This is a genomic window from Veillonella sp. AF13-2 (assembly GCF_003603295.1).
Lineage (GTDB): Bacteria > Bacillota > Negativicutes > Veillonellales > Veillonellaceae > Veillonella > Veillonella parvula_E.
Genome location: NZ_QTMT01000001.1, coordinates 95,511 through 117,034, shown reverse-complemented (window position 1 = coordinate 117,034; position 21,524 = coordinate 95,511). Strand labels below are relative to the sequence as shown.

The window sequence follows — 21,524 nt, the reverse complement described above, 5'->3', positions numbered from 1 at the left end:
TTATTATAATACGATACGTGTGCCTGTTTTTCCTGCTATACCATCTTTAGATTTCTCTAATAATGTGATAATTGAAACACGGCCTTTTTTGGATTCTGCAAATGCTATAGCGGCTTCTACCTTTGGTTTCATCGAGCCTTCTGCAAACTCACCAGCTGATACAAATTCTTTAGCTTGTGTAACGGTTATTTCATCAAGCCATTTTTCATTTTCTTTACCAAAATTAATGGCAACCTTTTCAACAGCTGTTAAAATAACGAGAACATCAGCATCAATTTCTTGGGCCAATAAACTACTAGTCCAATCTTTATCGATAACAGCAGCTGCACCATGAAGTTCATTACCTTCTTTAGTTACTGGGATACCTCCCCCGCCACAAGCAACAATTAATTGTTTACCTACTAAACCTTTAATTGCTTCTAGTTCAATAATTTCTTTTGGTGCTGGAGATGCCACCACACGACGATAACCACGTCCCGCATCTTCTTTTACCACATAATCGTAATTCTTTTCTGCGTATTCAGCTTCTTCCTGAGTCATAAAGTGTCCAATTGGTTTTGTAGGATTTTGAAAAGCTGGGTCATTTTGATCAACAAGTACTTGTGTAACCATAGTCATTGTTGGCAAATCTTTTATACCACGATTTAAGAGCTCTTCGTGAAGAGCATTTTGTAAGTCATAACCAATATAAGCTTGGCTCATTGCTACACATACAGATAATGGAGTGTTTGGTTGACCTTCTACTTCACGAGTCAATGCAGCCATCGCATTGTTGATCATACCAATTTGAGGTCCATTACCATGTGTTACCACTACATCACAATCAGCTTCTACTAAATCAATGATTGTTTTAGCTGTACTTTTTACAGCAATTTTCTGTTCTGGTAAGGAATTGCCTAATGCATTTCCCCCTAATGCTACTACAACTCTCTTTTTCATGTTATGCCTCATAACAAACTATTAAGAATAAAAGGAGCCATCAATACGGATGGCCCCTAAACTTTACTTTACGGTTGAACTCGTTCGGTTCCCTTCCGTTCTAATTCTTTTAAGGTTTCTACAGGATTTTTAAATTTGCTAAGGAAAATCATAGCTGCAATAACATATGGTTTGTAGCTTGCTTCCTTATAAAGAGGTATGCGGTAGCGATCAAATACTGTTGCATCTACTTCGCCTTCTTCACAACTTACACCTGTAATATCTGCTGGTAAGCAATGTAAGTAAAGAGCTTTGCCGTCCTTTGTGAGACTCATCATCTCTTCCGTACATGCCCAATCTTTATGTTTACCATTTTCTTCAAGAAGAACTTTTTCTAATGCTTTAATACCTTCATGATCATTTTCACCATACAGTTTTGTACGTTTTTCCATTGCACCGAATGGAGCCCAGCTCTTAGGATATACGATGTCTGCATCTTTGAAAGCATCCTTCATGTCGTTAGTTCTACGGAATGAACCGCCGCTAGCTTCAGCTTGTTTCTTAGCGATTTCTTCAACTTCCGGCATTACTTCATACCCTTCTGGATGTGCTAATACAACTTCCATACCGAGACGAGTGAATAAGCCAATAGCACCTTGAGGTACGGATAAAGGTTTACCATAAGATGGGGAGTATGCCCAAGTCATAGCAATCTTTTTGCCTTTAAGGTTTTCTACACCGCCGAATTCTTTGATGATATGAGCTGTATCAGCCATGATTTGTGTAGGATGGTCAATATCACATTGTAGGTTTACAAGCGTTGGGCGTTGCTCTAGTACACCATCTTCATGACCTTCTTTAACTGCATCAGATACTTGATGCATATAAGCATTCCCTTTACCAATATACATATCATCACGAATACCGATAACATCTGCCATAAAGGAAATCATATTAGCTGTTTCACGAACTGTTTCACCGTGAGCGATTTGAGATTTGCCTTCATCTAAATCTTGAACTTCAAGGCCTAGCAAATTACAAGCGGAAGCAAAGGAGAAACGAGTTCTTGTAGAGTTATCGCGGAATAAGGAAATGCCAAGACCGCTGTCAAATACTTTAGTGGAGATATTGCGTTCTCTAAGAGCACGCAATGCATCAGCTACTGCCCAAACACCTTTTAATTCGTCATCAGATTTTTCCCAAGTTAGGAAGAAATCTTCGCCGTACATTTTACTAACATCTAAGCCTTGTAGTGTTTCAATACTTTTATTGAAGTCTGTCATCTGTAAGTCCTCTCTTTCAATTCCCTAAAGGGCTACTTAGGATCTAACTTTATACGATGCCTCATCAAATGTTGAGGTACCATATGAAATTCTTAATATCAACTATTTTCAGTTATTTTCGTTAAAATAGATCTAATTCAATATATGTGATATTAGTCTTTGCAGTATACGGATGGTAACAATGCATATACAGCGGCACATGTTACAAGATCTTGTTTCCATGTAATTTCGTTAGGAGCATGTGCTTGTGCTTCTGCGCCAGGACCGAAGCCAATACAAGGGATGCCATTACGACCCATGATAGATACACCATTTGTGGAGAATGTCCATTTATCAGTTAATGGGCGAGCTTTACGCATTTCAACTGTATCTTCTGCACCAATACGTTCGTTGCCATATAAGCTAGTGTATGCTTCTTCCAAAGCTTCTGTTACTTTATGATCTTTAGGAATTACCCAAGTTGGGAAGTAACATTCGATTGGATATGTCAAACCAGTCCAAGATGGACGAGCGTATTCGTACATGGATACTTTCGCACCATATTCTTTAACATGTGGTAATGCTTCGATTTCTGCCAAGCAACTTTGCCAAGTTTCACCAGCAGTCATACGACGGTCCAAGGAAATAGCGCAGGAGTCAGCTACTGCACAACGGCTTGGAGAAGTATAGAAAATTTGGGAAGTAGTTACTGTACCGCGACCTAAGAAGCGAGCTTCTTCATAGTGGTCAGGGTTGAATTTTGGATCAAGCATTTTAACAAGGCCCTTAATTTTTGTGCTTTCATCAGCAGAGTTAGCATTCAATTCACGGATGTCTTGAAGTATATCTGCCATTTTATAAATTGCGTTATCACCGCGTTCAGGAGCAGAACCATGGCAAGATACGCCTTGTACATCTACACGAATTTCCATGCGACCACGTTGCCCACGATAGATACCGCCATCGGTTGGTTCTGTAGATACTACAAATTCAGGACGGATATTGCGTTCCTTAATCATGTATTCCCAGCAAAGGCCATCGCAGTCCTCTTCTTGTACGGTGCCTACAACAAGTACACGATATTTATCACTTAGAAGTCCTAAATCTTTCATAATCTTAGCGCCGTATACAGCGGATACGATACCACCCAATTGGTCAGATACGCCACGGCCACCAATTTTAGTTTCGTCTTCGAAACCATCATATGGATCAAAATCCCAATTGTCACGATTGCCAATACCAACTGTATCAATATGTCCATCAAAGGCAATGAGGGTTTTCCCTGTACCCATATATCCAAGAATATTCCCCATAGGATCTACTTCAACTTCATCAAATCCTAGGTCTTTCATCTCTTGTTCTATACGTTTTACATGATCTTTTTCTTCAGCACTTTCACCTGGGAATGCTACGATCTCACGTAAAAATTTTGTCATCGCTGGGCCATAAGTTGCCGCTGCTTGTTTAATTGCTTGTAAATCCATAATTAATGCCTCCTAACGATCTTCACCATACCACATAATATTTTTATATCTTTCAGGATCCGTATCACCTTCAGTGGAGAAACAGAGTACCTTTGAAGACGCATCTAGTTCTAACTCTTTCCGTAAATCTTCATATTCCGGCATCGTCATAAGTGCCATTACAAGGCCTAATGGAACTGCACCAGACTCACCAGTAGTAATTGGAGTATCACCTTTAGTTGGTGCACCACCAACGCGCATGCCTAAACGTGCCACCCAGTCAGGCGCAGAAACGAATACATCTGCATGATTTCTCAAAATATCCCAAGAAACTGTGTTCGGTTCACCACAAGCTAAGCCTGCCATGATTGTTTCTAAATCACCCTCTACGATACGAGGTTTACCATCATCAGCTACAGCACCTTTGTATAAACAAGCTGCAGCTGCCGCTTCTACAACAATTAATTTAGGTTTTTTAGCCACATTGCTGTATAGATTAGTGAAGTAACCCACTACAGAACCGGCAAGGGAACCTACACCAGCTTGTACAAATACATGAGTAGGAACTTTACAATTATCAGCTTCTAATTGATTGGCTGTTTCCATAGCCATTGTGCCATAGCCTTGCATAATCCAGTTTGGAATTTCTTCATAACCTTCCCAGGCAGTATCTTGAACTACAACACCATTAGGAACTTCTTTAGACTTTTTAGTTGCTAAGCGTACACACTCATCGTAGTTGAAGTCTTCGATTGTTACAGTAGCGCCTTCGTTTTCGATTTGTTTTCTACGATATTCTGTAGAGCCCTTTGGCATAAATACTACAGATTTTTGACCTAATTTATTGGCTGCCCATGCTACACCACGACCGTGGTTACCATCAGTGGCAGTAAAGAATGTAGCTTGACCAAACTCTTCTTTTAATTTTGCTGATGTTAATACATCATATGGTACATCCTCAACAGCTTTACCAGTTTGTTGCGCCACATATTTTGCCATCGCATAGGAGCCGCCTAATACCTTAAATGCATTAAGGCCAAATCGGTAGGATTCATCTTTTACAAAGAGTGCATCAACACCGATATAAGACGCTAAATTCTTAAGCGATACAAGTGGAGTAACGCTATATTGTGGAAAACTTTCATGAAACGCTTTAGCTTTCTTAACCTCTCTAACATCCATAACGGACAAAAACTTGTCACTTGATGGTACCATTGTATTACGTTTCCACTGAATTCGTTCCATATTTGCCTCCTAGGATTCTTCCTTTACAGTATTTAAATCACTATAAAGAGTAAACTTAGAAATATTAAAATACTCTGCTATCTTCTCAGAAGACTTCGAGATAAGAAAAGCCCCTTTTTCGTTTAAATAGGAAATAGCTTTTAAGCGTTCCACCTTATTCATCAATGGTCCTGGTTTACCAACTAAACGTTCTACGTCTAGTAATAAATCATCTAATAGTTCCGATACACTCGTCGTAATTTTTTCAACAGATCCTGCATCTTCCTGACCTGTATTGACCAAACTATCCAAAAGTCGATGCATCATAACAAACTCTGTTATATCTTGGTTAATCCCCAACAAGTATGCTATACGACCTGTATCATCACGAATATACATGGTAGAAGATTTTAATATTCGACCATCTTTAGTCTTTGTGAGATAACCAAATCTGCCCTCGCTACCATCGTCATGACTCAGCACATCTAAAACCACATGCGATGGGCCATCACCAACATGTCTATTAGTTATAGTTCCATTCTCAATATATACAAGAGAAGAATTAATATCCCCTTGTAAATCATGAATCAATACTTCACAGGATGGTCCAAATTGTACCGCTAATCCATGGGCTATGACTTTTATTCGCTCTAATGTACTCATTGAAATAACCCCTCTTTCAATGTCATAGATTAACCTTTCCCGTTTAAATTACGCTAGCCCGGTTAATAGCTAATATAAAATTAACCCTAACTATTTTTGTATCAACCTAAATTTTTGTTAGGTTCTTTAACTAAATTATAGGACTATGTGTACAAAAACGCAATATAATTATGTATTAAAGTTATTTATAATTATGCGCTTATATACACAAATAGAGATAAAGATAAATAAACATTATGATTTTTATCATATTTACTTATCGATATCAAAATTTTTAATGACCTTTGCTCCATCATATCAATCATAAGTACATACAAAAAAGGCTGTAATAACGAATTATCGTCATTACAACCTTTTATTATTAACTATTAGTATTTATGTTAGTAATTAAAATCAAATTAAGCGTTTGCTAATGTTTTACCTAATTCTTGGCATTGTGCATTACCATCATCATCAGGTTCGCCCAAGATTGCTACGCCATCAGCCACTAATTCGCCACCAGCATCTTTAATTCGAGTGCCCCAGTCTTCCAACCAAGTACCACCCCAACCATAGGAGCCAAAGATCGCTATTTTTTTACCACTCAACTTGCCTTCTAGTTCAGTGTAGAATGGTTCAAATTCGCCTTCTTCTAATTGTTCTGCACCCATATCAGCACAGCCAAGAGCTAATTTTTCATAAGCGGCTGCTTCATCAACAGATACTTCAGAAACGGATTTTACTTCAACTTCTTGACCTGCAGCTTTAATACCTTCAGCTACTTCATAAGCCATGCGTTCTGTATTGCCTGTACCGGACCAAAAAATTACACCAATCATCTTGTACCTCCTAGGCCGTTCTTGCGACCAATGAACTAAATGTTTTTCCCAACATCAATTGAGTTTGACAAAATTCACGACATGCTTTGTAACACAAGAAAGAGCGTTGTGCATTTACCACATCATGGTAAACCTTCCACTCTCCGCACATTCGGTATCCCCCACCACGATAGGAAATAAAACATTTCACATCCTTTAATGGGTAACCTAGAAAAATGCCGATTTCATGTGGAAACTCAATGCTTACTTCCATACGATATCTAAGATGTTCGAGCATCTCCATAATGCTCATTCGATCATGATAACCGTAGGCTTTCAAAAATAACATCACCGCAGGTTGCCGTACATAGTCTCTTAATTGCTTCTCACGGAATACCAATAATAGTCTTCGCGCTTTACAACGACATAATTCAAAGAAGAACAATCCTTTTTCATTGAACGCTTTATTATACTCTATCAATACAAATTGGATTTGTTCATTCATGTCCCGTGGAATAGAAACCAAGTTCGATAGCTTAATACCTCGAATTGCCGGTGCACAATGATATCCAATGATATGGTCAATTGAATTCATCATAATAGTACCTGCCTGTTGCACATCGTTAGAATTTCCTCTAATGAGAATAATTCCTATAGGCTCATAGTACTCTTGATGAGAAAAATTGTCAAGAATAATTGATATATATTTTCAATAATTATTAATTATTTGGTATGTAATAAACCTTTAACTTTAGGGAATACAACACTATCATTAGCTTCGTCAACAGCAATTAAATGAGCATTTGGTCCTGTATATTTATCTTCAGAAATACTAATATGTAATATCTCATTATAAGAATTATTATTAGCTATACTTTTATATTTCAATGTGCCTTCATAGGCATTGCCTTGTTTTGCTAATGGATTTATTACCGTGAAAGTACCAAGTACAGGGCTATCGCCATTGTTAATAGCAGCTGCCAATGCTCCAAGAGATGAAGAATCTGTATTCATATGCTTTGCTTCACTCATGCGACTGGATAATTGTTTTCCTAACACAACATTAGCATAAACAGCATATTGCATTTCATTCTCGTTTTTAATATTTAATGTATATACATCTACAGAAGACGCGCCCGCCTCAAGAAGTACAGACTTAATATCTTTTTTACCCGCCCCAGCAAACAACGCTTTAGGATTATTTTGATACATAGTAACGCCTTCAGGTAATTTAACACCTTGATATGTTACAGTTTGACTCCTATTTAAAATGGACTTAATGTTCGCTGCGGAACCCGTAGCAGGTATAGATACCAACACAGCCGCTACCGTAGCAAGTAGTACTATTTTTTTCATTTTTCTCCTCATGAAAGCATTAATATAATGCATTATGCTATTTTTTTTGTGCCTTAGCCCAACTATCACGTAAACCAACAATACGGTTCACTACAATATGGTCTGAAGTACTGTCTTTATCAGTAACAAAGTAACCTTGACGCAAGAATTGGAAATGATCCCCTGGTACAGTTGTAGCAAGGCATGCTTCCCCTTTACTCTTGAATACTTGTAAGGACTCATGATTAAAGTCACCTAAGAAGTCCTTACCATCAGAATCTTCTTTAAGCAGGTAATCATATAAACGGGATTCAATATCTACTGCGGTAGATGCTTCAACCCAATGTAATGTGCCCTTAACCTTACGTGTACAACCGCTACCGCTCTTAGTTTCAGGATCATATGTACAGTGAATTTCTGTAATATTACCATTTTCATCTTTAATAACATCAGTGCATGTAATGAAATAAGCTCCTTTCAAGCGTACTTCTTTGCCTGGTGCTAAGCGGAAAAATTTCTTAACTGGTTCTTCCATAAAGTCACTGCGTTCGATATAGATTTCACGGCCAAATACAACTTCACGATTACCAAGTTCTTCATTTTCAGGATTATTTTCAACTGTACAAAGTTCTGTTTTGCCTTCTGGATAATTTGTAATAATAACCTTTACAGGATCTACCACAACCATAGGGCGTTTAGCTTTAAGTTTCAAGTCCTCTCGAATACAGAACTCGAGCAATGCAATATCTACAATGCTATCCGCCTTCGCTACACCAATGCGATCACAGAAATCACGAATTGCTTCTGGCGTGTAACCACGGCGGCGCAAACCTGAAATTGTCGGCATACGAGGATCATCCCAACCAGCTACGAGACCAGCTTCCACAAGTGCACGCAATTTACGTTTGGACATAACCATTTTAGTTACATTCAAGCGAGCAAACTCAATTTGTTGAGGAATTTCAGTATCATCCCATTCCTCTAACACCCAATCATATAATGGCCGGTGAACTTCAAATTCCAATGTACAAATAGAATGCGTAATGCGTTCAATAGCATCTTCAATAGGATGGGCAAAATCATACATAGGGTAAATTTTCCACTCATTACCCGTATTATGATGCTCTGTATTTACAATACGATAAATAACAGGATCACGCATTACGATATTAGGATGCGCCATATCGATTTTTGCACGCAATACCTTTTCCCCATCTTTATACTTGCCAGCCTTCATTTCTTCGAAGAGTGCCAAGTTTTCTTCTACACTACGCTCACGGTATGGACTATTGACACCAGGAGTAGAGAAATCGCCGCGATTTTGTTTAATTTCATCTGCAGTTTGATCATCTACATAAGCCTTGCCAAGGGTGATTAATTTCTTAGCATACTCATACATTTGGTCAAAATAATCAGATGCATAGCGTGGTTGTTCATTCCAATCAAATCCAAGCCATTTAACGTCTTCCATGATGGAGTTTACATATTCGACATCTTCTTTTACAGGATTTGTATCATCAAAGCGAAGATTTGTTAAGCCATTGTATTGTTTACCAATACCAAAGTTGAGGCAAATAGATTTAGCATGTCCAATATGCAAGTAACCATTTGGTTCTGGTGGAAAGCGAGTCAATACACGGCCACCGTATTTGCCAGTTTCGTTATCTTTGTTGATAATAGCTTCAATAAAGTTAACAGATACAACTTCTTCAGGAGCTACATCTTTTTCAATGTCTTTATGTTCCAACGTTCTTACCTCCATAGGAAAAATATTCTTTTATTTTACCATATTTTGTATAAAACCGCATATCTTTTAATGTCTTCCACTTTTAGTCGAAATCAGTTAAATCAACGCCAGCCTTTTTAAGCTCTTCTAGCGCAGACTCTACATCCATTTGAGGTTTCTTATAATTTACTTCTTCATTTACACATGTTTTTAAAGGTTTCTTATGAACGCCGGCAATAATATTATCCGCTGTCAAAATAGACATGTCATAACGAGTTCTATCTGTGTAAGAGCCAATATGCGGTACAATAAGGCAGTTTTCTACATCTAACAATGGATGATCCGCTGGTAATGGTTCTGGATCCGTTACATCGAGGGCAGCATAATCGATTTCACCCGTTTTAAGAGCATTGATAAGTGCATCAGTATCTACGATAGGTCCACGACCAACATTAACAAATAAAGCTGTATTCTTCATCTTCTTGAAAAACGCTTCATCACACATATGATATGTTTCATCTGTCAATGGAGCCATAACGCATACTACATCACTAATGGCTAATAAATCATCTAACTCCATATAAGTAGTCTTATGAATCTTATCATCCAAACGTTGATTACGATTATGATACACAACAGTCATACCAAACGCACGGGCACGACGAGAAATGGATACGCCGATAGCTCCCATGCCAATGATACCAAGAGTGCGACGACTTAAATCAAAACCTTTAATATTAGAAGGTCTTTGAGCCCAACGACCGTCTTTTACAAAGTTAGCATTTTCTATAATACGACGACTAGCCGTGGCAATCAACGTAAATGCAAGTTCTGCTACCGTTTCATTGAGAACACCTGGCGTATTGCCATAAGGAATACCTGCCGCTGTTAGTTCATCAATATTTACATTATCATAACCTACGGCCGCTTGTGCTATAACCTTTAAATTTGGCGCATTCTTTACAAGATCACCATCTACATCTAAAGGTCGTACACACCACAAACCATCCGCATCAATGAGCCATTCCTTCAGTACCTCACGAGGCATCACTGTTTTTTCAGTCCATTGGCGCACATCTACATGCTCTTTTAAATATGCAATCGCATCTTTGCGAACCAGTCCATTTACTACTACTAGAGGTTTCTTTTCCATGTATATCCCTCCCTAAAAAATTCTATATATTATAATTATATTTTATACTAGAAAGCTAACGTAATACAACAAAAAGGAGTAAGGTCAAAACCTCACTCCTTTTATGTATAATTTAAATTTGAACTAGTTCAAATCTGCAGTACAGTTAGGGCATTTAACTGCATTGATATTGATTTCAGATTTACAGAATTGACATTCTTTCGTTGCAGGTGCTTCTGCAACTTCCTCTTCTTTCGCAGATTTCATCATTTTAGCCAAACCACGAACCATCAAGAATACAACAAATGCCAAAATCAAGAATTGAATCAAATCAGTAATAAATGTACCATATGGCAATACAGATCCAGCTGCACGAGCTGTAGCAATATCAGCACCAGCCATGAATGCATCTTTAGAACCTGTGCTCAATGGCAAGTACAAATTACTAAAATCAATACCACCTGTGAATACACTGAGAACAGGCATGAATAGGTTGTTTACAACAGAATTAACCAATGCTGTGAAAGCAGCACCAATAATCATACCAATAGCTAGGTCCATCATATTGCCTTTGAAAGCAAATGCTTTAAAGTCATTTAAAAAGTCTTTCATTTTCATACTCCTAGATACGTTTAATTGAGAATGCATTAATAACAGTACTAATCATAAAATAAAGATAAAAAGATGTCAAGAAATTTCGATGTAGTTTTTAAAATTTAGTTAATATATTTTTTCATAATTCTATCTATTATTGTAATAAATCGCTTATTATGCGTATTTTTTACACCATATTTCCTATGCCTACACTCTAAAACGCTATGTTACCTTCGAAAAAATAGAGTCTAACCAAACTTTGGTCAGACTCTATTAATTAGAAGTAGTAATGTATTACTCCATTAACCTAAACCTAGCGAAAGAAGTTTAGCACGCTCTATTACTGCAATAAATGCAGGTGGTATCATAGAAGTATCTAAAAATTGACTAATACGTCGCCCTACAATTACCCCTTTATTGGCATAGAACCAAGAGAAGTAATAGATATGTAAATCATCCAACTTACGATCCGAAATATTCGGTAAACAACGTTGTACAATTTGGCTTTTAGTAATACCTAATTTAGCATAACCACGCCGCGCCATATCCTTTGTTACCATTGGACGAGCGTCATCAATAATGTCCTTGATGATGGCATCCATTATGGAACGCTTGTGCATCGCAAGTAGATACGATACAAAATCCATTTCAAAACAAATTTCCTCCGTATAGAATATATTGCTATGTGCTTTTGCATATTTTCCCTCTACATCGCGATCATAGAGAGCTACTGTAGGAATAGAGAATCTATTAAACAATTTTTGCAATTTACTGATAGAGGATTCGCCCCGAGCGTTGATAAGACAGATGCCAAAATAATCAAAGTCCACGCCTAATTTTTTACCAAAGCCTGTAAAGCTACCATACTCCGTCTCCCCTTCTACGATGATAATACACCGAGCGTATAGAGCCTCTTTTGCCTCAGGAAAATGCATAATCAAGTGTTTCTCTACCTCTTTAGGGAAATTGAAAGTAACTCCACACGCTGCACAGACCATATTATTTTCATCCCGATAAAGCCGAATAATATGACGATAATCGTCAACTAGTGCATCCGTACTGTGAGTAACCACAAAGAGCTGTCCTAATAATCCATCTATTTTAAAAATATCTCGCAACAATGCTAAAAACTCTTCATTTTCATTAGTTGCAATTTGACGGTAATAATTGAGCACAGCCCGTTGCAAATACGGACTTAAATGTAGCTCAGGCTCATCTACACTTATAAAGATTGGTAAAAACTTGTGTCCCTTTGCATCATACACAAGTAAAGATTCTAAATTTGTAGTTGCACTACTCACTTTCATATAAATTTGAGCCAAAATCTTGAGAGCCACAGCCATAATCAATCGTACATTATCAGCAGAATACTTACGTTCCATAGCGGAGGATGTAGACAATACCTCTACAAGATGTTGAATATTGAGCATACAGTAAGGATCTAAATCCTTACGTAAACTAACAATTTCACGCTGAAAATCATCAGTAGGCATTTCTAATCGAGACACATAAGCTTGTAATAGCTGTCCTAATTCTACATATATAGAGGACGGTATAGAAAACAGTTCCTGCTCTGAGGTGTCGCGATGACACACATATAAGGCATGACGAATCATAGATAACGCCATAGGTTCAATCCCTGCATCAGTGACTCTGTATAATCGTGGATATACCTCTTGTACAACTTGTTCAAGTCGTAAACGGTAGGTGGGGCCTTCATCAGCAGTATACATGCTTTTATAATTTAACTCACCCAAAGATATTTCAAAATCAATGCGGATAGGCTTGTTTACATCCGTGAAATCACTTTCAATGAACCCATGGCACTCCATGATAATTTCTAAGAGATCTAAAAAATTAGACTTACCTACCGCATTTTCACCGACAAAGTAATTAATATCATTGTGAAAGCTTAGCGTTACATCGGCTAGGTTCCTATAGTTTTCAATATGCATCCATTTTATATACATAGCTCCTCCGTCTGTAGCTACTTTCAAAATGAAAAAGCTCTAGTATATTTCATTACAATAAATCACTAACTAATACCCCTGTATTTTATCTTTTATGTAAAAAGGTGCCAATCACGAATGTAATCAGCACCCCCACTGTCATATACAGTCTGATACTGTATATATTCGACATTTATTTAATTTTATCCTCTATAACCTTGCCCTCTCTTAATGGACCACTCTGTTCTTTAAGACACGCCAACATGACAGAGGATATAAACATAGCAATACCAGCTCCTACTGTTGCTATGGATAAGCTTTCACCAAAGATCAAGAACCCATAGAAGGAACTAATAAATACGCCAACGTATTGCAAGAATTGAGCCACTACAGCATTGGTCGTAACAAAGGCGCCAGTCAAGAAAAACTGAGCCACTACACTAATACCACCGATAGCGAAGATAATGAGCCAATCTGTACCTTGAGGCATAACGAGCTTATCAGTAGTGACGAGGCCCGCAATCATGCCAGTAATCATGAAATAGGCCATGATTTCAAAATTACTATGTTGTCCGCGTTTACTAATAGTTCGTATCGTCGTATAGGCCGCCGCAGCTAAAGCAGCACCTAAAATTGCTACCAATGCATACCAAGAAAATGATTCATAACTAAAAGGATTTACCATTACTAAGACAGCAATCAAAATGACTCCAAGCCATTTGCCAGCCCCTTTAGGTATCGATTCCTTCAGAAACAGAGCACTAAAGATAAAAACAAATATTCCTGTCGTCTGAAATAGAATTGTTGCATCAGATAATTTTATGTGTACCAATGCTATGAAATTACATACCATACCAAAACCGCCGTATAAGCCACGCATGACGAGGAGCCCCCGATTCTCTTTTGAAAAACGGATGCCCTTCACATACATGATAATGAGCACCGCAACAGTCCCAAAGAACCCACGGGCAAAAGCGATCTCCCCAGGTGGAATATTTGTCCCTAACAGTTTTACAAATACATTCATCGTACTAAATAAAAGTGCGGATAACAATGCATATATAAGGCCCTTTTTAGCCATAGCCCCTCCTATAATTATATTTCTCTATATAATTATAAACCCATATTTCTATAAATAATGAATACATCAATACATACTAACAAAATTCCATATCATATATGATGAATGTTAATTTAATGAGAAAATGAATTTAATTGGTTAATCAATAAAAAATGATTACTCAATAAAAAACATATAGATATGCCGCCCTTCTAAGGAAAGGCGGCATTGTATTATTTAGAGAACGTATCTACAAAATCTAAGATTTCTTGTTTCATATTCTCTTTGTCGATTGCTTTTGTAAAGCGCAATGGTTTGGATTGTAAGGCTTCCAATTGTTTAGGGAAGGCAACACCTGTTACAGCAGAGATATTATCTAAGCTTTCATAAGGAGTCTCGCCCACCTTGATATCCAATGCCTCACAGATTGGTGTAGGAAATTTAAATGGATGTGCTGTAGATGCAATCACTGTATGACGAGCGCCATCTTCAGGATGCTTCTCCAACTCCTTCATATACGCCCCCATAGCAACTGCCGTGTGAGGATCCATTACATAACCGTAAGAATTGTATACTTGTTCAATGATTGCTTTCGTTTCTTCATCATCTACATAGGCACCAGCAAAATCAGTCTTAACACGTTTGAACTCTTCTTCATTAACAGTTAATTTGCCTGTTGTTTTAAGATCTTTCATCCATCCTACTGTACGTTCGCTATCTTCACCAGAAATATAATATAAGAATCGTTCAAAGTTAGAGGATTCAAGAATATCCATAGATGGAGAAATCGTCGTATAGAATGGGCGGTTCATATCGTAGGTACCGTTTTCAAAGAAGTCAGTAAGTACGTTATTTTGATTAGATGCACAAATCAATTTGCCGATAGGAATCCCCATTTTTTTAGCATAGTAAGCAGCCAAGATATTACCGAAGTTACCTGTTGGAACTACAACGTTGAAAGCTTCGTCTTCATGGATTGCACCTTGTGCAACCAGTTCAGCATAGGCATTTACATAGTAAACTACTTGTGGAGCTAAACGACCAATATTGATAGAGTTCGCACTGGAGAACATAACTCCTTTTTCAGCAACCTCTTCAGCAGTCGCTTTATCAACAAAGAGGCGTTTCAAGAATTGTTGAGCATCGTCAAAATTGCCATGAATAGCCGTAACATTAACATTCTCCCCTTCTTGTTTTTGCATTTGTTCCGCTTGCATAGGACTAACGCCATCAGTCGGGTAGAATACTTGAATATGAGTTCCCGGTACATCCTTGAAGCCCTCAAGAGCTGCTTTACCAGTATCACCAGAAGTAGCCGTTAAGATAAGAACCTCTTTTTTCTCACCCTCAGCCTCCTTAGCAGCTACTAAAAGGTATGGAAATAAGGATAATGCCATATCTTTGAAAGCTTGTGTGCGGCCATGGAATAGTTCTAATACGGAAACCTTTTCCAATAAAGAGTGTAATGGTGCAATATCGCGGGTGCTGAAATTAGCATCGCAGTAAGCAGAATTAATCATTTCATTTAAATGAGCTTCGGAAAAGCATGGAAACAACTTTGCTAAAACAACGGCTGCTACTTCTTGGTAGTTTTTATCTTTCACATCATTGTAAGTTAAGCAGTTTGTAGGAAATAAAGATGGTACATATAGGCCACCATCCTCTGCTAAGCCGTGCAACAATGCATATGTTTCATTTACCGCAACGGTACCTCGGGTGCTAGTATAATTCATGGAATACCTCATTCATAACTACAATGGATTTTTACGAGTTTAATAGATTTATTATAGCATAAAAGCGCCCACTTGGGGCGCTTTCTATAGAATTATATAATAAATTTTTAATCTAGTAAATAAAACCAAATATTACTAACTAATTAAGTGAATATACAGCTTTCCAATATTAATCAGAATTCGGTTATAGTTCACCTTCCGCAATAGCATCCAATGTATCAAGAGATGGGATGAAGAATAACATGCCAGTAATAGGTTTGGAGTAATCAAGCAATTTATCGTTTTGCGTAAACATATTGGTAAGCATTGTTTTAGTTACATCCCAGTAACGAGCATAACCGATGAAATATGTACCACGTACGCCATGTCCTGGTTGGGCAAATGGAACATTCATACGAACGATTTTGTGTTCTTCATCATCACGATTATCTTGAGCCACTACATTGTGAGCTGCCGGATCTTTTTCATCATCCTCCAATTCGATATCACTAAATTTGCGACGACCAATGAATTTTTCTTGCATTTCTGTAGGAAGTGCACGCCATGCATCAAGATCATGTTCATATTTCTGTGCAAATGCATAAGAGCCATTAGTAAATTCAGGATCTTCATCTCCAATAACGCCCCACTCTACAGCCTCTTGGCCAACAGGGTTTTCCGTACCATCAACGAAATCAATAATCGCACGACCTTGTTCGTAGTGGAAGCCATGGGTTTCATCTACAACAGATGTAATAGGGCGTAAGAACTCCATAATTTGATCTACTACAGTATACGTAACAGATTCATCATTAGAGCGGACATGCAAAAATAAGTCAGCTGCTACAGCTGGTACATCTTGTTTATCACCTTTTATGCCTTGGAAGTCTTCTAACTCTTTTGGTACCGGTGCATTAGGGAACAAATAATCCCATGCCTTACGGCTAAAGCCAAAGGCAATGCCCAAACCTTCCCCATTAGCGCGAATACTAACAGAACGTTTAATGGCTTGAATACGATCTGCCATATCTTGAATCACTTCAAGCTCTGCCTCATGATCTTTACGGTTTAATAACAAAGTGGTGAAGTTGACACTTTGGCCAGCATCTTTATACACATCTTGTGTTCTAGAAACATCTACTGCCATTTGGTACCTCCTAATGAGAAAAACTATTATAAAACCATCATAAGCTATTATAGTTTTACTGTCTATAAAATATATTATATTGTATCAATACTATATTCCATTAATGTTAAAGTTTATAAACTTAATTGAATCAATGACTACTTGTTTGAGAAAAATAGGATTAAACCACAACGTATTTTAACCATGTAAATAACTATATAAAGGCTAAAAAGATATGTAAAAAGCTAAAAGAAAAATATTTACACAAAAAAAGAACTCACACAAAATGTGAGTTCTTTACTCTGGTGGACCACCAGGGGTTCGAACCCTGGACACCCTGATTAAGAGTCAGGTGCTCTGCCAGCTGAGCTAGTGGTCCATGACATGAATAATTATATGCTTATTTTATAGGAATGTAAAGAAAATTTATTACACTCCTATAAAATATCAACATTCATATTATTAATATTGTAATACCCAATCCTTCATAATATTACAGGCCTCAGTAGGGAGTAGATCACTAGTCCCTACGCAGTTTTCACCACTATATAGTTGAAGCACACTATGAGTGCGGCTTACTTCTTTTACAATAACATTCGTCAAATTAGACTTAGGAACGCTAAACTGTAAACCATAACGACCAAAATAAGTAAATACGGTTTCTTGTGTATTGTATTCTATATGGACTTGAAGCATCTTGCCTCCCGGCCAGCATGATTCAACATTCTCCTTTGATCTAGGCTTTAAAAAATCAAAAAATCCCATACTACCCTCCGATTCGCCACATTGGACGCTCAGGTTGATCCATACCTATACCATCATGTCGTTCTTGTTTTCGTTGCAAAGCACGTTCAATATGATTAGCTAAGTCCTTTATAGATACACCTTTGCGTACGAGTGATACGAGATCAGCCTCATCATCTCGCAACAAGCACAATCGCATTTGACCGTCAGATGTAAGACGTACACGATTGCAAGTGTCACAATAGCTATGAGACATAGAGAATATAAAGCCTACAGCCTTACCACTAGGTAGTGCCAAATATGTAGCAGGACCAAAGCCATAAACAGAATGAACCTCTGTGAGAGATCCGCCACTAACGTGTTCTAATTGTTCCTTCCATTCATCAAAGGTAGGTCCATGAAAGGCATCACCTTGGAACGGCATGTATTCAATAAACCGCCAAACAACAGGCCATTTTTCAACATATTGTAATAAAGATTTAACTTCATCATCGGACCAATAACGAGATAAAACCGTATTAATCTTAACGGATTTAAAGTTAGCATTAATAGCACTACGTATACCGTCGAGAACAGACTCCAACTGTCCCGCTTTACCAACACAAGCAGCAAAAGCTTCAGTTTCAAGAGAGTCCAAACTAATATTCACACGATTCAAGCCAAATTTTTTTAACCGTTGCGCTCGTGAAGCTAATAGACTGCCATTGGTAGTCATAGAGATATCTTCAAACCAACCTGATTCTTTGATGCGACCTAGTAGTTCTTCAATATGTGGATAGAGCAAAGGCTCACCACCTGTGAGGCGTACTGCCTTCACACCAATATGATGGAAAGCTCCTAAAATGGTCATCCATTCATCAACAGACAATAGTTGCGTTTGACTTTGAGGAGTAATTTCTGCAGGTCGGCAGTAGGGACAACAAAAATTACACGCATCTGTCAGCGACAGACGTACATATTCAATAGTACGGCCCCATGCGTCTTTCATAATACACCTCGTTTACCAACTCAAAATTATTTAATAATAGATACTTCATCACCTACGCGAATCGTACCGTTTTTAAGAACCTTACCAAAGATACCTTGTGTAGGCATAATGCAAGAACCAACTTGTTTCATGATTTCGCAACCATGATGGCATTCCTTGCCAATTTGAGTAATTTCAAGAATCACATCAGCCCCTACTTGTAAGTGAGTCCCTACAGCTAATTCATAAAGAACCATACCTTCTACTGTAATGTTTTCAGCGAAATCACCAGGTTTAACATCTGCACCTTGCGCCCGCATATGTTCAATACTAGCGATACCAAGTAAGCTGATTTGACGATGCCAATTTCCTGCATGAGCATCTCCCTCCATCCCATGATCTACAATGAGATTGGCGGATTCAATATTATGTTTTTTTTGCCCTTTTTTCTCACTAATGGAGATAGCAATAATCTTTCCGTCTGCCACGTGCCCCTTCCCTTCTTATGGGAACATTCCATATACATAACTTTTTATAAACACTTAATTGTAAATCCAGACTGTATTCCTATTTTATGAAAGTATCACAAAATAGTTCTACAATTATCTATATATTATAGCATAGTATTCATACATTTTCCCTGTGAATTTAATCACTAAAAAGAACTCTATTCTATAGGAATAGAGTTCTCGTATGTATTATTTAGCGACGGCCCATTTCTTGAATTTCATCGCCATGATTAACACCATTGAGTAATAAGTTAAGCAAGATTGCCGTAATACTACCAAAGGTAATGCCAGATTTTAATATAATTTGTGCCCAATCAGGGAAATTAGCATAAAAGTTCGGCGCCGCAATAGGGATCATAGCCACTCCAATACTAATCGCCACAAGCATCAAGTTATGATTACCATCAAAACTAACCTTGCCAAGAGAGCGGATACCACTGGCAACAATCATGCCAAACATAGCAATGCCAGCACCACCGAGTACTGCATTTGGTATACTAGCAACAATAGCGGCTAATTTAGGGAATAAACCTAACAAAATTAAGATTACTCCAGATGCAGCTACTACAAAGCGACTTTTAACACCTGTAACCGCAATAAGTCCTACATTTTGAGCAAAGGCTGTATATGGGAAACTATTAAGAATTCCCCCTATTAAAGTAGAAATACCATCGGCACGAATAACAGAAGCCAATTCTTTTCGACCTATTGGCTTATCCACAATTTCACCAATAGCAATACTATCACCTGTCGTCTCTACCATGACAACGAGCATGACGATAATCATAGATAATACAGAAGCCCAGTCAAAGGTTGGCAAACCAAAATAGAATGGTTCAATGAAAGCAACCCATTGAGATCGACCAACTTCATCAAAATTAGCAACACCCATTGCAAAGGCAATTGCTGTGCCTACGATCAAGCCTATTAATACAGAAAGATTACTTAAGAAACCTTTAGCAAACTTGTATACAAAGACAACAATTAAGAACGTAAGAAATCCAAGTCCTATGTTCGTATAACTTCCAAATTCTGGATTTCCTACACCGCCCCCCATCCAATTAATGGCAACTGGCATCAAATTAATCCCAATAAGAGTAATTATTGTTCCCGTTACAACAGGGGGAAACAGTCGAATTAGACGGCTAAAGAATGGAGCTACTATAAAAGTAAATAGACCTGCTACAATAATGGCACCGTAAATGGCAGTCATACCATGCTGTGCCCCAATCATAGTCATAGGTCCGACAGATGCAAAGGTAACACCTTGAATCATAGGGATACGCCCACCTATATTACCAAAGCCTAATGTTTGGATTAAGGTCGCAATGCCACAGGTAAACAAGTCGGCTGTAATAAGGCGAATCGAATCCTCTACCGGTAAATTCATCGCCTGTGCCACAATAATCGGTACCGCAACAGCTCCAGCATACATGGCAAGTACATGCTGTAAACCAAAGGCAAAGAGCTGTGGTATGGGCAACATACTATCGACTGTATTTATTGGGTTCTGCTCTGTCATAATGTCTCCTACATAAAACCTCGAAATATTACCCATTTATTTTACACTATCGTTCGGATTTTAACAATAGAAAAAAGAGAACCTATTATACTTATATATACTAACAGGATCTCTTTTTATTATTTCCCGAACTTTTATAATTCGATCGGTTATATTATTCGATTTATATTATAATGTTTTATCATTTATATAACCCTATGATAGCCGACTCTTTATCATCAAGATCTTTTTCAATGGCATACATCTTAGATATTAGTTCTGCTACAAAACTTTCATCTTTAATACCAGATAAATTAATACGCACATTCAAAAAAGCCGATTTCACCGCAGCACGCGCATTAATAGCCGCAATAATACCATCTGTAATAAGGTTTTGATTCCCCTTACGAGAGGCTAATTCTGCTAAATCAAATATTTGATTCGCTAATTCTCCAATTTCAAAAGGTACCATAGCAGCATCTTTGTATGCTTGTTGAATAGCAGCTGTACGCGCAGCCTTTTCTTCATCTGTATTCTTTGGCAATCCTAAGGCGTTCATAAAGATATTAAATACATCTGCATCAGCTTGAGATAATTCGAGCATGCGCTTGCGAATCGCTTCTGCTTTAGCTTGAAGCTCCTCCATTTCAGGCTGAACCGCTTCATAACCTTTTTTACCAAATGTAAGGTTTGCTACCATTTCTGCTAAAGCCGCCCCCGTTGCGGCAGTCAATGCCGCAATAGCACCACCACCTGGCGTTGGCTCTTTAGAGGCAGTAGCAGCCACAAAATCTATTACTCGTTGTTCTACTAATTTCATAACATAGCCTCATGTAAAAACA

20 protein-coding genes and 1 tRNA gene are annotated in these 21,524 nt (G+C 37.9%); all 21 read right to left on the bottom strand.

All coding sequences use genetic code 11. The features are described 5' to 3' along the window. Positions 1–3: 3 nt before the first annotated feature. Entirely contained in the window at positions 4–939 is a 936-nt protein-coding gene (gene arcC / locus DWV85_RS00530; RefSeq protein ID WP_060919220.1) for a carbamate kinase, read from the bottom strand. 68 nt (positions 940–1,007) lie between these two features. After that, the gene (gene ygeW / locus DWV85_RS00525) at positions 1,008–2,201 is read right to left on the bottom strand and encodes a knotted carbamoyltransferase YgeW (RefSeq protein WP_004698646.1); all 1,194 of its coding nucleotides are present in this window, start codon (positions 2,199–2,201) and stop codon (positions 1,008–1,010) included. A gap of 152 nt (positions 2,202–2,353) precedes the next feature. After that, positions 2,354–3,664 carry a YgeY family selenium metabolism-linked hydrolase gene (locus tag DWV85_RS00520; RefSeq protein ID WP_008714326.1) on the bottom strand — a complete coding sequence of 437 codons (1,311 nt, stop codon included), beginning with the start codon at positions 3,662–3,664 and terminating at the stop codon, positions 2,354–2,356. Between the two features lie 12 nt (positions 3,665–3,676). Next, the gene (dpaL, locus tag DWV85_RS00515; RefSeq protein ID WP_123137798.1) at positions 3,677–4,888 is read right to left on the bottom strand and encodes a diaminopropionate ammonia-lyase; all 1,212 of its coding nucleotides are present in this window, start codon (positions 4,886–4,888) and stop codon (positions 3,677–3,679) included. Between the two features lie 9 nt (positions 4,889–4,897). After that, positions 4,898–5,530, bottom strand: a complete 633-nt coding sequence (locus tag DWV85_RS00510) for a helix-turn-helix transcriptional regulator (RefSeq protein ID WP_004696542.1) — start codon at positions 5,528–5,530, stop codon at positions 4,898–4,900. A gap of 398 nt (positions 5,531–5,928) precedes the next feature. After that, positions 5,929–6,348 (bottom strand): flavodoxin, encoded by a 420-nt coding sequence (locus DWV85_RS00505; RefSeq protein WP_004696544.1) that lies wholly within the window; start codon positions 6,346–6,348, stop codon positions 5,929–5,931. Positions 6,349–6,358: 10 nt separating this feature from the next. Further along, positions 6,359–6,946: a DUF3793 family protein gene (locus DWV85_RS00500; protein WP_008714331.1), complete on the bottom strand. Its 588-nt coding sequence runs from the start codon at positions 6,944–6,946 to the stop codon at positions 6,359–6,361. 104 nt (positions 6,947–7,050) lie between these two features. After that, positions 7,051–7,683: a hypothetical protein gene (locus DWV85_RS00495; protein ID WP_123137797.1), complete on the bottom strand. Its 633-nt coding sequence runs from the start codon at positions 7,681–7,683 to the stop codon at positions 7,051–7,053. 37 nt (positions 7,684–7,720) lie between these two features. Continuing rightward, positions 7,721–9,409, bottom strand: coding sequence for a glutamine--tRNA ligase/YqeY domain fusion protein (locus DWV85_RS00490; protein WP_123137796.1), 1,689 nt, complete (start codon positions 9,407–9,409; stop codon positions 7,721–7,723). A gap of 82 nt (positions 9,410–9,491) precedes the next feature. Next, a complete protein-coding gene (locus tag DWV85_RS00485) occupies positions 9,492–10,541 on the bottom strand; it encodes a D-glycerate dehydrogenase (RefSeq protein ID WP_077708594.1) in 1,050 nt (349 codons plus the stop codon). Between the two features lie 123 nt (positions 10,542–10,664). After that, on the bottom strand, positions 10,665–11,132 hold the full coding sequence (gene mscL, locus DWV85_RS00480; protein WP_012864626.1) for a large conductance mechanosensitive channel protein MscL: 468 nt from the start codon (positions 11,130–11,132) through the stop codon (positions 10,665–10,667). Positions 11,133–11,416: 284 nt separating this feature from the next. Further along, a complete protein-coding gene (locus tag DWV85_RS00475) occupies positions 11,417–13,084 on the bottom strand; it encodes an AAA family ATPase (protein ID WP_123137795.1) in 1,668 nt (555 codons plus the stop codon). 172 nt (positions 13,085–13,256) lie between these two features. After that, positions 13,257–14,144 (bottom strand): DMT family transporter, encoded by an 888-nt coding sequence (locus DWV85_RS00470; protein ID WP_123137794.1) that lies wholly within the window; start codon positions 14,142–14,144, stop codon positions 13,257–13,259. 212 nt (positions 14,145–14,356) lie between these two features. Continuing rightward, positions 14,357–15,856: a threonine synthase gene (gene thrC, locus DWV85_RS00465; protein ID WP_012864628.1), complete on the bottom strand. Its 1,500-nt coding sequence runs from the start codon at positions 15,854–15,856 to the stop codon at positions 14,357–14,359. A gap of 184 nt (positions 15,857–16,040) precedes the next feature. Then, a complete protein-coding gene (locus DWV85_RS00460) occupies positions 16,041–16,982 on the bottom strand; it encodes a Dyp-type peroxidase (RefSeq protein ID WP_008601474.1) in 942 nt (313 codons plus the stop codon). A gap of 282 nt (positions 16,983–17,264) precedes the next feature. Further along, positions 17,265–17,340 (bottom strand) — tRNA-Lys (locus DWV85_RS00455). Between the two features lie 83 nt (positions 17,341–17,423). Next, the gene (locus tag DWV85_RS00450; RefSeq protein ID WP_008714343.1) at positions 17,424–17,726 is read right to left on the bottom strand and encodes a hypothetical protein; all 303 of its coding nucleotides are present in this window, start codon (positions 17,724–17,726) and stop codon (positions 17,424–17,426) included. A gap of 1 nt (position 17,727) precedes the next feature. Continuing rightward, the gene (gene moaA, locus DWV85_RS00445) at positions 17,728–18,693 is read right to left on the bottom strand and encodes a GTP 3',8-cyclase MoaA (RefSeq protein WP_123137793.1); all 966 of its coding nucleotides are present in this window, start codon (positions 18,691–18,693) and stop codon (positions 17,728–17,730) included. Positions 18,694–18,719: 26 nt separating this feature from the next. Next, positions 18,720–19,160 (bottom strand): MOSC domain-containing protein, encoded by a 441-nt coding sequence (locus DWV85_RS00440; RefSeq protein WP_008601479.1) that lies wholly within the window; start codon positions 19,158–19,160, stop codon positions 18,720–18,722. A 214-nt stretch (positions 19,161–19,374) separates the two neighbouring features. Then, positions 19,375–20,703: a nucleobase:cation symporter-2 family protein gene (locus DWV85_RS00435; protein ID WP_123137792.1), complete on the bottom strand. Its 1,329-nt coding sequence runs from the start codon at positions 20,701–20,703 to the stop codon at positions 19,375–19,377. Between the two features lie 181 nt (positions 20,704–20,884). Further along, positions 20,885–21,502 (bottom strand): cyclodeaminase/cyclohydrolase family protein, encoded by a 618-nt coding sequence (locus tag DWV85_RS00430; protein ID WP_123137791.1) that lies wholly within the window; start codon positions 21,500–21,502, stop codon positions 20,885–20,887. Between the last annotated feature and the right edge of the window lie 22 nt (positions 21,503–21,524).